Consider the following 12,511-nt stretch of genomic DNA (forward strand, 5'->3'; position numbering starts at 1 on the left):
ACCCGCTCAGACAGCGGGCGCCGGAGCGGGAGGAGGACGGCGAGCCAGCAGCGCGCGCGCCCCCACCGTGAAGAGAGACAGCGCCAACGCCAACAACACCACGGCCACCACGCCATTTACCCGAGACACCGCCGAGCTCATCGGCAGGAGCGCCTCGCGCACCAGGAGCACCAGGCTGGTGACCGTCACCGCCCCCACGAACACCATGGGCACCAGCGCGTAACCGAACGGCCGCCCCGTGCGCTTGAGCCAGACACACACCCCCAGCAGCGACAGCGAGGCCAGCAGCTGGTTCGACGTGCCGAACAACGTCCAGAACGAGCGCCACGCCCCCGTCCCCGCCAGGAACACGAAAAGCAGCGGCACACCACACGTCACCAGCGTGGCCACCATCGCCGCGCCCCGCCCCTTCTTCCCCGTCAGCTCCTGGAGGATGTAGCGCCCCAGCCGCGTGGACACGTCCAACGTGTCGAACACGAACGTCGAGAACGCCATCGCCCCGAACGTCGTCGCGAAGACGAGGTGCTCCTTGCCCAGCACCGTGACGAGGAAGCGCCCCAGGCCCGCGCCATACACCGCGCCCGGCGCCTTGCCCGTCAGGTCCGCCTTCGTGGCGATCATCACCGTCGCCAGCGCGATGACGGCCACGAAGCCCTCCAGCAACATCGCCCCGTACCCCACCGGCTTGCAGTGCGGCTCCTGGTCGATCTGCTTCGACGTGGTGCCCGAACACACCAGCCCGTGGAAGCCCGAGCACGCGCCACACGCGATGGTGACGAAGAGGAACGGGAACAACATGCCCGAAGGCCCCGCCACCTCGAACCCCACGAAGGCCGGCTGCTGAATCGACAGCTCGCCGCTCAGCCCGCCGTAGAAGATGCCCACCACGCCCACCGCCAGCGCGGCGTAGAGGACGAAGCCTCCCAGGTATCCACGCGGCTGCAAGAGCACCCAGACCGGCGTGAGCGACGCGACGAAGCAGTACGCCAGGATGAGCGCCGCCCAGCTCTTCGCGTCCATCACCAGCAGCGTGGACATGCGCGTGCCCAGGAACACCACGCCCAGCGTCGCGGGCACGAAGATGAGCGTCTGGAGCCACAGCGGGGGCTTCAGGTACCGATCCACCAACCCCATCACCACCGCGAGCACCAGGTACGCGATGGACGCGAAGGCCACCGCGCCGCCCGGGTTGAAGCGGAACGTGAGGCCCTCCAGCTCCGCGTCGCCGCTCACGAACGTGGCGGCCGTCGCATCCGTGAAGGCGACGATGACGTAGACGAGCGCCACCCAGATGAAGGCCAGCATCGCCAGCCCCGCAGTGGGCCCCAGGTGGCTGCGCACCACCTCCGCGATGGAGACCGCGCCGTGCCGCACGCTGGCCACCAACGTCGCGAAGTCATGCATCGCCCCGATGAACACCGCCCCCACCGCAATCCACAGGAGCGCCGGCAGCCAGCCGAACTGCTGCGCCGCCAGGATGGGGCCCGCGATAGGGCCCGCCGCGGCAATCGCGCTGAAGTGCTGCCCCAACAGGTAGAAGGGCTTCGTCGGCACGAAGTCCACGCCGTCGTGCTTCGTGTGCGCGGGCGTGGGGACCTCGCGGTCCAACCGGAACTGCCGGGCGATGAAGCCCCCGTAGAAGCGATAGCCCAGGGCCAGCACCGCCAGGAACACTCCGGCAATCAGAGGGAGGCTCATGCCCGGAGGCTTTCCCGCGCGGGACTTCCGGTCAACACCCTGACTCCTGGAAGTCCCGTGAACGCGTCAGGCGCTTCACTCGGCCACCTTGTCCAACTGCTGCTGCACGATTTTCTTGAACTGCCTCACCTTGTCGAGGAGGACCGGGTCCGTCTCTCCCCCCGGAGAGGTCTCAATCTGCTCGCGCAGGTCGTCCCGCTTGAGGCACAGGTGCCCCAGGTCATCGCAGGAGCGGAACTCCTCCAGCGTCTTGAACAGCGCCAGGGTGGCCTTCCACTCCCGCTTGAGCTCGGAGACGTTTCGACCCGCGCCGCCGGAGATGATCTTCACCCGGGGCCCGCTGGCGCGCTTCGACACCGCGGGCTTCGTGCTCCCGGGGGACAGCGGCGCCAGCAGCGTGTTGTCCTCCGGCAGCTGGGAGTCGTCGCTCTTCGAAGGGGCCCGAGCCGCCGCCTCGGGAGCCGCCGCGGGTGCGTCCACCACCGTGGGCGCGGTGTCCGGAGCGTCCTCGGGCAGGGCTCCGTCGCGCGCAGGGACTTCGGTGGGGGCTCCCTGTAATGGCGCGCCGGGAGCGCGGGCCTTGGGCGTCGGAGTCACCTCACGCGCGGGGCCCAGGCCCAGCTGCCGCATCACGGCCTTGCGCACCTCGGGCGCCAGGGCGAGCGCGGTCGTCCCCGCGACCAGCGCGACCAGCACGCCCGTCACCACGACGACGGCGGTTCGCGAGGAGCGACGGGGCATGGCCGTCTTCCGGGTGTCCTCTCCAGGCCCTCGGCTGGACGGACGGGCTGGCACCGACGTGCGCCGCGTCTCATCGTGCGAGGGCATGGACACGCGCACGTCCACATCCTCTTCGTCGTCGTCATCGACGGGCACCGGCACCGGGGCGGGCGCGGGCCGGATGGCGGACGTCGACCCCGTGCGCCGGCCCTGCACCGGGGCCATGCCCGGCGAGGACTGACGAACCCGCCGCGGGCCAGTCTTCGGACGGGCCGTGCCCAGCCGCTCCTCGTGCTCGCGCACCGCGCCTTCCGCGTCACGCAGGAAGCTCGCATCCAACACCACGCGCGGCTGCGTGTCCTCGTGCAGCATGGCGGCGGAGCGAGGCTGCGTGTCCGCCTCGCGAGGAGCACGCGGGTCGGTGTCTCCGTCGCGCGGCCCTCGAGGCTGCGTGTCGTCCGAGCGCTCCGTCCGCGAGGGCCGGGACCCGCGCGGATTCGTGTCCATCTCCTCGATGCGGGAGGACGGCTCGCCGTAGCCCATCTGCTCGGGCGTGACGACCGGGAGGTCGCCCTCCTCCTCGAGCGCTCCACGTGCGACGAGCGGGGGCTCGGTGTCCTCGGCGCGTGCGTCACCGACCCGCGACTCCTCGGTCAGGGACTCGTACGCCGGGGAATCGCCTCGGAGGTCGAACGCTTCGTCGGAGCCACCGGAGCGCCCCACGGCTCCAGGCGCGGCGACGGCGGGCATCATCAGCGCCCCCGTCCGCGCTGGCGCACCCGCCACTGACGAGGACCCCGTCACCGGCCGCTGCCCTTGCGCCAGAGGGGCCTGTTGCGCACCCGCGGGCCGCTGTGGAGACATCCCCGGGACCGCGGGCATCGACATCGCCGCCGAGCGCTGCGGTGAGCCGGGAGGCGGCGCCCCTGGTGGGGACATCCCCGGGACCGCGGGCATCGACATCGCCGCCGAGCGCTGCGGTGAGCCGGGAGGCGGCGCTCCTTGCGGAGACAGCCCCTGGACAGCGGGCATCGACATCGACGCCGAGCGCTGCGGTGAGCCGGGGGGCGGCGCTCCTTGCGGAGCCATCCCCGGGACCGCGGGCATCGACATCGACGCCGAGCGCTGCGGTGAACCCGGAGGGGCCATCCCCGCGGCACCGGGCATCGGCCGCTGCGGAGTCCCCGGCGGAGGCGGCTGCCCCGTGACCGCGGGCATCACCATCACGCCCGTGCGCGGAGGAGAACCCGGCGGCGGAAGCCCCGCGACGGCGGGCATCGCCATCGGTCCCGACCGCGTCGGAGAACCCGGCGGCGGCGCCCCCTGCGGAGGCGGCAACCCCGGGACAGCGGGCATCGCCATCGGTCCCGACCGCGAGGGCGAACCCGGCGGCGGCGAGCCCTGAGGAGGCAGCCCCGGGATGGCCGGCATCGCCAGGGGCCCCGACCGCGAGGGCGAACCCGGAGGCGGAGGCGCCGTCGGACCCGACAGCGACGGTCGCTGCGGCGTCACCGGGGACGGAGCCGGCGGCCTCCCCCCCATGAACGGCGCGGGCTGCCGAGGCCGCGTGTCCTCACCCGGCGAGCGCAGCGGCTCTCCGCGCGGCTCCGTGTTCTCCGGCGGAACCACCAGCTCCGGCTCCAGCGACAGCCCCATCACCGCGCCGACGGGCCGGAGCTCCAGCTCCGTGGGCCGCATGTCCGAGCGCGGCGCGACCACGGGCGGGGGAGGCAGGGCCTCCGGGGGCAGCGGCGCGAACGACACCTCCATCGACAACATCCCCGGCCGAGGCAGGGGCTCGATGGCCGGAGCCGGCACGAGCGGAGGACGGGCCTCGGGCTCCGGCGCCACCTCCACCGAAGGCGACGTGTCCTGACTCAGCCGGGCCGCGCGAGCGCGCGCCTCCTCCTCCAGCGCCTCCACGGGGAAGGCGGGCCGCGTGGCCTCGTCGATGGGGATGCCCGGCCGCGTCTCGCCATCGTTCACCGGACCGCCGCCATCGCGGTTGCGCGGCGTGGGGTGGAAGGACAGCGCCTCCACCGGACCATCCAGGCGAATCGTCTTCGCCGGCAGCATCGCGCCCGCGGGCAGCGTGGGACGCGGCGCGGGACCTCCTTCGTCCGGCTCCACCGCGCGCGACTCGGAGGTGCCCCCACCGCGAGGCACGTCCCGGAGGCTCGTCAGCAACCGCCGCTCGAACTGGAAGTCCGCCGCGAACAGCTCCCGCATGAAGCGGCTGACGCTCTCCGGCCCCGCGCTGGGGTCGATCTCCATCAAGCACGCCTGGAGCCGCCCGCGGAACTCCTCCGCCGACTGGAAGCGCTGCGCGGGGTCCACCTCCAGCGCCTTGGCCACCAGCGCCGTCACCGCGCGCGGCGTGAGCGGCTCCACCTCGTCCAGCGGGGCCACCTTCGGGTTGGCCACCACCGACATCAGCTCGCCCGGGTGGATGCCGTCGAAGGGGTTCTTCCCGGAGATGAGCTCGTAGAGCGTCAACCCCACCGCGTACAGGTCGCTGCGGCGGTCCACCGGCTGGTGCCGCGCCTGCTCCGGGGACATGTAGAGGAACTTGCCCAGGATGATGCTCGGGTTCGTCTTCGCCGCCGACAGCCGGCTCTTGGCCAGCCCGAAGTCGATGACCTTCACCTCCCCCTCGTAGGAGATGAGGATGTTCTGCGGCGAGATGTCGCGGTGGACCAGCTTCAGGTCCTCCCCGTCGTCATCCTTCTTGCGGTGCGCATAGGCGAGCGCGTCCAGCACCCGGCCCATGACGTAGAGGATGAACGTCAGCGGCAGCGGCACCTGGCGGTCCCGGACGCGCGCGGCCACCTTGCGCAGGTCCTTGCCGTCCACGTGCTCGAGGGCCATGTACGCCTCGCCCTCGTGCAGGCCCATGTCCAGCACCTGCGCGATGGAGCCATGGCTCAGCCGCACCAGCGTGCGAGCCTCCCCGACGAAGCGCTCGACGAAGTCCGAGTCCTCCGCGAGCTGCGGGAGGATCTTCTTGATGACGCACAGCTTCTCGAAGCCCTGCGCGCCCTCCAGGCGAGCGAGGTAGATCTCTCCCATGCCGCCCGTCCCCAGGTGGGACAGGAGGGTGTACCGGCCAAAGGGCTGGGGCCGGAAGGGGCGCAGCCGGGCGGAAGGATTGTGAGCGTTCATGGGGGAGGGGGTTCCACCACTGGGGCCCATTGAACCCTGTTCAGGCCCACGCCATCAACCCGTCATCCGGACGCGGGGGGTCACCGCAGGCCCGGGTTGGTGAGTTGGCCCTCTTCTTCGTCCAGCACCTCGAAGGCGGCCACCTTCTCCCGAGGCGGGCGGACCAGGCGCTCCCCCAGGGGCATCACGTCGAAGCGAGCCCCCACGGCGGCCAGCGCCTTGCCCGTCAGCAGCACCTGCCCGGGGTTGCCCGTCGCGGCCAGCCACCCCGCGATGGGCATCCCTTCTCCTACAGCCGTGTAGTCCGAACGGACCTCCGAGCCGATCATCCCCACCAGCGCCCGGGTGGTGTGCAGGGCCATCCGCAGCTCGCAACGCTCGTTCACCGGCCGCCGGCTCATGGCCCGCTCCCAGTCCGAGCGCAGCGCCAGCGCCGCCCGCACCGCCCGCACCGGGTCATCGCCCTTCGTGTAGGGCACGCCGAACAGGGCCCGCATGGACTCGCTCAGGAAGCCCTCCACCGTGGCCTCGAAGCTGAACACGATGCCCGACGCCCGGGCGTGGAAGTCGCTGAGCAGCTGCGTGGCCTTGGCCGCCCCCAGCTTCGGCGCCAGGGCCCCGAAGCCCATCAGCTCCACATGCAACACAGTGACGGTGCGCTCCTCCAGCCCGGGGAGGCGTCCGCCCTGGCGCTGGGCCTCGGAGACGCGGCGCTCGGCGACGTCGGGCGGATGGAAGCGCTCCAGCGCCCGGCGCACCCGCTCCATCGTCGGCCCGCCTTCGCGCGGGGAGAACTTCTGCACGCCCGTGGCCACCAGGTGCGCCACCGCCGAGCAGGCATCCAGCATGGGCTCCAGCCCATCCCCCTTCGCGGCGGTGTTGACGTAGAGGACCCCCGCGTAGGGCGGCTCCGCGCCGATGGGGATGCACAGCACGCTGTCCACGCCGTAGAGGATGACGCTCTCGCGCGCGGCGAAGCGGCGGTCGTCTCGCACGTCGCCCACGGCGAGCGCCCGGCCCTGGCGCAGCGCCTCGTCGACGATGGCGTCGGAGACGGGCACCTCGCCCTTGGCCAGCTTGCCTCGGTGGCGCACCGCCGCCGGCACCATCGCGCCGGTGGGGTGCTTGAGGAGCACGACGGCGGTGGTGGCGTCCGTGCGCTCCAGCAGCCGGTCCATCGTCGTGTCCAGGAAGGTGGAGAGCGTGGAGGCCGTGGCGAGCGCCTCCGCGGTGCGGAACATCAGCACCAGCGTCTCCTGCCCCACGCGTGGACTGGCCGCGGCCACGGGGGACGGCGAGCCGAAGTCCTCGAAGGGCACCGGCCCCACGTTGTCCAACAGGCGCAGGACGTCCGCGTCCTTCACGCTCTTGGCCAGGAGCACCGACGGGCCCACGTCCTGCCCATGGCCGAAGCGCAGGACTCCGCCCGCGCCCAGGTTCACCATCTCCGTGGCGGCGTTCTCCACGGTGTTGGGCTGGCGGACCGCGAGCGTGTTCTCCCCCAGCGACACCGAGTCCCCAGGAGACAACTGCCGGGAGCCCTGCAGCGCCGCGCCGTTGACGCGGCTGCCGTTGCGGCTGCCCAGGTCCTCGATGCGGAGGATGTCCGCGTCGACGTAGAGCCGCGCGTGCCGACGCGACACGAGGTCGCCGCCCAGGACGATGTCGTTCTCGTCCGCGCGGCCCAGGCTCGTGACGCCTTCAGGCAGGTCGTAGGACGTATCGAAGTAGCCGGGCCCGTTGATGATGATCTGCCACATCGAATGCCCGACATTACACGACTCTCCCGGCTCATGAGAGAAGGAGACGTCGCGCGACAGGGGGGACCGCAGTGACCCGGACTGATGGCGCGAAAGTCTCGCGCCGCGTCAAGACTGGCAGTGTGCCAGGAGCCTCGCAAGTGCCCTGGGGGCTGGGGTTCAGCGAGGGCGGAGGATGAAGACGGAGTCCTGCCGGCGCACGGCGGTGAAGGCCCTGAGGGGGCGCTGGGCGGGCCCCTGGAGCACCGCGCCATCCAGGGCGAAGCGGGAGCCGTGGCAGGGGCACTCCATGACGCCCTCCCGGGGGAGCCAGTCCACGGTGCAGTCGCCATGGGTGCAGATGCGCCACAGCGCGACGTAGCAGCCGGGGCGCGCGTGGACGAGCACCACGTCCAGGAGCGCCTCCGGCAGGCGCACCGGGGCGTGGCCTCCCGGTGTCTCCAGTCCCGGGTGGTCGGAGAGCCGCACCTCCACCCAGCCCTCCTCGGCGGAGCCCGGCGACGGCGCGCCGGGGCAGACACCGTCGGGCGGCAGGTCCAGGACCTCGGCCTGCCGCCACTCACCGCCGCACCCCACTCCCAGCGTGGCCAGGGCGCAGCCGCCCTGGGCCAACGAGAGGAGCACGGCGCGGCGGTCGAGCTTCGTCACGGCGCGACAGGCAGCGGCGCGCCGTTCACCACGGCGACACCGTCCAAATCGAAGCCCGCGGAGGTTCCCGAGGCACCGTTGGTCCCCGAGTCCTGGATGCGCACGTAGCGGGCGCGGCTCAAGCCCACAGTGGCCAGGTCGAAGCCGTCTCCCCCCGCGACTGCCGGGTCCGTGGCGCTGATGCCCGCGGCCGGGTTGGCCGTCACGGGGCGCACGCCCGCGCAGCCCGGGAAGTTGTTCGCCCGGTCCGAGGCAGCGCACGGGAAGGTGAACCACTGCACCCCGTCATCGCTGACGGACACCTGGCCTCGCTCGGTGAAGGCCGCCGGGCCGCCCGCGATGAGGAAGGGGTTCTCGAAGACGAGCAGGTCCACGCCCGGACCATCCACCACCGCGAGGTCCGTGAAGCGCAGCGTGATGGAGCCGGACTTGCCCAGCGACAACACGTCGAGCGAGCCGCTGTCGAGCCCCGCGCCCACCGGAGGGCCCAGGACGATGGACGGGAAGCGGTCCTGCCCGAAGCCCGCGCCGGGGCCTGGGAGGAACTCGACGACCTCATCCGCGTAGGGGTCCGAGGGGGCTGTGACGCTCGCGTCCGGCGCCGAGCCCGAGTCCTCCGGGCCCGCGTCCCCCAGGGGAGCGGAGGGGTCGCCGTCTCCGCAGGCCGTCAGTCCCGCGAGCAGCGCGAGCAGGGGTATCCGGCGCGTCACGGCGCCACCCGGAGGCGGACCAGACGCCGGCCGTTCTTGTCGGACACACCCACCAGCACGTCGGAGCCCAGCGGCTCCAACATCGTCACGCGGGTGCACTGGTTCGGATAGACGAGCACGGGCGTGCGCGCGCCCACGGTGACGGTGTCGCCGTGCGCGTTCGTGGAGAGCGCGAAGCGCGACACGTCGGTGCTCACGAAGGCGGTGAAGTCCTCGTTGTAGCCGCCGCGGTTGACCACCACGCCTGAGCCGAAGGAGGAGGCGCCGTTGAAGTCGGTGCCCACGTCGATGGCCGCCTGCGTGCTGATGTCCAGCGGCGTCCCGGAGGTGAGGGCCGCGGAGAGCGGCGCGGGCGCCACGCCGTAGAGGACGTTGATGAAGTCGCCGCTGAAGAGGCCCAGCGCGGCGACGCCGTTGTCCGCCACCGAGGTGAAGCCACTGGCCACGGTGCCCTGCGGGAAGTTGACCGCGCGCACCGTGCCCATCGGCGAAGCCGAGGTCACCAGGCCGTAGACGCCCAGCCCGGTGGGCAGCGAGCCCAGACCGCCGCCGTTGATGAGCACCGCGCTCACGTCGTCCCAGGAGAAGGCCGCGGCGGTGAAGTTCTTGGCCGCGGAGAGGTAGGTCGAGTTCGCGGGCGTGGCGAAGTCGTAGAGGGCCACGGAGCCCGGCGCGCCCGAGATGCCCAGGGTGTAGCCCGCCAGGAGGCGGAAGCCGTCATTCACCACGTAGCCGCCCGAGAAGACCTGGGCGCTGCCCGCCTGGTCCGCCGGGGAGACGACGTCATAGAGCTTCGTCGTGGTCGGCTGGAGGTTGGGCCACGTGCCCAGCGAGTACAGCGCGGCGGCCTTGCCGCTGCCCTGAATGGCGTAGAGGGAGTACGTGGGGCCCGGCGAGGAGCCCACGGCGGCGACGCCGTCCGGCAGGGCGACCGACTCGGCCGCGACGAAGCCCGGCTGGAGCTGGAGCGTTCCGAGCTTCGGGTCATACGGGGTCGTCGCGCAGTCGACGCCTGCGTCGGTCGCCGGCCCGCCATCGGTCGGCTCACCCGCGTCCGGCTGTCCCGCGTCCGTCGGCTCACCCGCGTCCGGCTGTCCCGCGTCCGTCGGCTCACCCGCGTCCGGCTGTCCCGCGTCCGTCGGCTCGCCCGCGTCCGGCTGTCCCGCGTCCGTCGGCTCACCCGCGTCCGGCAGCCCGGCATCCGTCGGGCCCGCGTCCAGAGGGCCAGCGTCCGGCTGTCCCGCGTCCGTCGGCCCCGAGTCAGGCTGCCCCGAATCAGGCTGCCCCGAGTCGGGCCGCCCCGCGTCGGGCTGGCCCGCGTCCGGCGTCCCCGCGTCATCGAGCGGAGGCGTCACGATGGGAACGGTGTCGCACTTCTCATCGCGGCAGACCCACTGCTCGCCAGCGGGGGCGTCGCCGTTGTCGGAGCGGCAGTCGAACTGGTCGACGCACTCGGGGCGGCAGCCGGTGCCGAGCAGGGCCACCGCGAAGGTGGACACGGCCAGGGAAGCGGTCTTCATCCAGGGCGTTGCGCGTTTGGCTTCAGCGATTCTCGTCAGCATCCTCGGTCCCTCTTCCGCCCCCACGGGCAGGTGGGCTTCTGGGAGGACGCGGCCGAAGGCGGACCCGAGCACCCTCGAGGTGCGCGGAGCGGAATGCTGACGCCTCCGCCGCCTCCCCTCGGAGGCCTCGGTGATGTCCGTACCCGGAGGCACGGGTCCTTGGCAGGTTTTCGGACTCACAGGCGCGGGTGCCTTCCAGGCACCCTTCTACTGGCCGTCGCTTCCCAGCCCCGTGGAGGGCCAGTGCTTCACATGACGGCGGTCGTTCCTGCATACCGCTGCGGGGCAGTCCCGGATTCGCACCGGGTTCCCTAGAGCCGCCGTGACCTCACGACGGCACCAAAGACGCGGGCCGGGATATGGCGGGCGACGGACGTTGTCAATGCCGCGCACCCCCGAGGACAGGCCGGATGTCCTCCTCGTGTGGGAGCAAAGGCCCCGCGGTGGACAGCGTGGATGTCGCACTACCGGAGCGCGGTCACATCGATGGCGTTGGACACGGGGCGTCGAGGATCCAGGGGACACGCCTGCAACGCGGGGCCCTTGGCCGAGGGCGTCGAGTAACCCCTTCGCTCGACGAGGCGACCGTCCTCCACCTCGACGACGAAGACGCGCCCCGCGTTCGTGTCCGCCAGGTACACCGCGCCCTGGGCCACGGCGAAGCGGCTGGCCACGGACAGCATGCAGCCCGGGGTGCCGGGCTCACAGCCGGGACTCACCGCGTAGGACGCCACGGGCAGGTCGTCCTTCACGAGCACCAGGCCCGTGGCTCGCACCGACGTCGCGATGTAGCCGTTGGCCGGGTCGTAGAGGGCCTCGCCGATGCAGGCGACCACGAGCTGGTCCCCCACGGCCTCCACGTAACCGGCGTTGAGGCAGCGCTCGGCGCCCAGGTCGATGGCGCGGACCTCGCCGGTGGCGGGGTCGATGCGCGCGAGCATGCCGGGGCCGTTGGGCCGGTAGTCACGGAAGGGATTGAGGTTGGTGAGGGCCACGTAGACAGCGGAGCGCGTCGTCGTCACCGAGTAGGGCAGCGGCATCACCGTGCCGCCATCGAAGGGTTTCAGGTCCAGGCCGGTGAGCGGAATCGTGTCGACCTTGCGCGGTGACAACGGATTGGAGATGTCGACGCGCGCGACGGCGTTGCCGTTCCGGAAGCCCGAGCTCGCTGTGCCGAACAGCGGGATGTAGAGCAGGTCGCCGAAGCGCGCGAGCGCCTGGGGACTGGTGTTCGCGCCCAGGTTCACCTGCCCCACGGTGCGCAGGCCCAGGCCGTTGCCCTGCGCGGGACCTTCGCGCATCAGCACCTGGAGCGTGTTGGTCACGGAGTCGACGACGTAGACGTAGGGCGGGTCCACGAGGATGTCGTTGGGTGAGCCGGACGTCACCCCGAGCGAGTCCTCCTCGACCACCGTGCCCAGGTTGCCTCCGGCTGCTTGAAGCAGCTTGCCGTTGGTCATGTCGGCGGCGAGCACGAAGCCATCCCACGACGCGAGCGACTGCACCCCCGCGCCAAACTCCCGCCGAGGGCCGAGCTGGTCCGTCTCCGCCTGGATGCCCACGAGCTGACCGTTCGTGAAGCAAGCCGTCACCACGTCATAGGCACAGCGGCTCGAGCGACAGGACTGCACGTCCGGACACGTGTTGCCACAAGCGCCGCAGTTGAGCGGGTCCGTGGCGCCATCCACGCAAGCACCGCCACAGCGCAGCAGTCCTTGCGAGCAACCTTCACGGCACGTGCCCGACTCGCACACCTGTCCCGAGGCGCAGGCGGTGCCACAAGCGCCGCAATGGGCCACATCCGTCGCGGTGTCCACGCACGCGCCACCACAGGCCTGCGTGCCCGCGCGGCATCCACAGACACCCTCCTGGCACACCTCGCTCGCGGAGCAGGTGGTGCCACAGGCGCCGCAGTTCGCGGAGTCGCCACGAGTGTCCACGCACGTGCCACCGCAGACCGAGAGGCCCGCGGTGCACACCACGCCCTCGTCGGGACACCCGGTGAGCACCAGGGCGAAGAGGCAGCACAGCATCCACGTGAGCGAGCTTCCTCGCTCAGACACACGGACGAGCGTGGACCGAGCCCCCGCGCGAAGCGGCCTCGAATCATGGCCTCCCGACACAGGCTCGCAGGGTGTCTCCCCGGCGCAGCGCTCCCACGAGGCGCGCTGCCCGTACACCATCGAAGCTCCGTCGAGCGTGGGCATCGGACTCTCGGCGAGAGGCGTTGAACCACGCCCTCGACACGGGC

The 12,511-nt window shown here is 71.9% G+C and carries 7 protein-coding genes and 1 riboswitch; all 7 genes read right to left on the minus strand.

The genetic code is table 11. The features are described 5' to 3' along the window. Window positions 1–6 precede the first annotated feature (6 nt). The 7 genes from MYSTI_RS35555 to MYSTI_RS35585 all read right to left on the minus strand — a co-directional run bounded on the left by MYSTI_RS35555 (window position 7) and on the right by MYSTI_RS35585 (window position 12,293). Window positions 7–1,698 carry a carbon starvation CstA family protein gene (locus MYSTI_RS35555; protein ID WP_015352689.1) on the minus strand — a complete coding sequence of 564 codons (1,692 nt, stop codon included), beginning with the start codon at window positions 1,696–1,698 and terminating at the stop codon, window positions 7–9. 75 nt (window positions 1,699–1,773) lie between these two features. After that, a complete protein-coding gene (locus tag MYSTI_RS35560; RefSeq protein ID WP_015352690.1) occupies window positions 1,774–5,580 on the minus strand; it encodes a serine/threonine-protein kinase in 3,807 nt (1,268 codons plus the stop codon). Between the two features lie 80 nt (window positions 5,581–5,660). Then, entirely contained in the window at window positions 5,661–7,340 is a 1,680-nt protein-coding gene (locus tag MYSTI_RS35565) for an adenylate/guanylate cyclase domain-containing protein (protein ID WP_015352691.1), read from the minus strand. A 159-nt stretch (window positions 7,341–7,499) separates the two neighbouring features. After that, window positions 7,500–7,988, minus strand: a complete 489-nt coding sequence (locus tag MYSTI_RS35570) for a QcrA and Rieske domain-containing protein (RefSeq protein ID WP_015352692.1) — start codon at window positions 7,986–7,988, stop codon at window positions 7,500–7,502. Next, on the minus strand, window positions 7,985–8,698 hold the full coding sequence (locus MYSTI_RS35575) for a hypothetical protein (RefSeq protein WP_015352693.1): 714 nt from the start codon (window positions 8,696–8,698) through the stop codon (window positions 7,985–7,987). Before MYSTI_RS35575 ends, MYSTI_RS35570 begins: the two co-directional genes overlap by 4 nt. After that, window positions 8,695–10,218 carry a hypothetical protein gene (locus MYSTI_RS35580; protein ID WP_052351121.1) on the minus strand — a complete coding sequence of 508 codons (1,524 nt, stop codon included), beginning with the start codon at window positions 10,216–10,218 and terminating at the stop codon, window positions 8,695–8,697. The genes MYSTI_RS35575 and MYSTI_RS35580 overlap by 4 nt, the downstream gene beginning before the upstream one ends. A 186-nt stretch (window positions 10,219–10,404) precedes the next feature. After that, a riboswitch (cobalamin riboswitch) is annotated at window positions 10,405–10,619 on the minus strand. Window positions 10,620–10,724: 105 nt separating this feature from the next. After that, the gene (locus tag MYSTI_RS35585; protein WP_044282367.1) at window positions 10,725–12,293 is read right to left on the minus strand and encodes an MXAN_6577-like cysteine-rich protein; all 1,569 of its coding nucleotides are present in this window, start codon (window positions 12,291–12,293) and stop codon (window positions 10,725–10,727) included. Window positions 12,294–12,511 lie beyond the last annotated feature (218 nt).

The organism is Myxococcus stipitatus DSM 14675 (genome assembly GCF_000331735.1).
Classification (GTDB): domain Bacteria; phylum Myxococcota; class Myxococcia; order Myxococcales; family Myxococcaceae; genus Myxococcus; species Myxococcus stipitatus.

What these genes read in the sequence shown, in the direction of transcription:
- MYSTI_RS35555 (WP_015352689.1), bottom strand. Translation starts at nt 1,698, where the DNA reads ATGAGCCTCCCTCTGATTGCCGGAGTGTTCCTGGCGGTGCTGGCCCTG.
- MYSTI_RS35560 (WP_015352690.1), bottom strand. Translation starts at nt 5,580, where the DNA reads ATGAACGCTCACAATCCTTCCGCCCGGCTGCGCCCCTTCCGGCCCCAG.
- MYSTI_RS35565 (WP_015352691.1), bottom strand. Translation starts at nt 7,340, where the DNA reads ATGTGGCAGATCATCATCAACGGGCCCGGCTACTTCGATACGTCCTAC.
- MYSTI_RS35580 (WP_052351121.1), bottom strand. Translation starts at nt 10,218, where the DNA reads ATGAAGACCGCTTCCCTGGCCGTGTCCACCTTCGCGGTGGCCCTGCTC.
- MYSTI_RS35585 (WP_044282367.1), bottom strand. Translation starts at nt 12,293, where the DNA reads ATGCTGTGCTGCCTCTTCGCCCTGGTGCTCACCGGGTGTCCCGACGAG.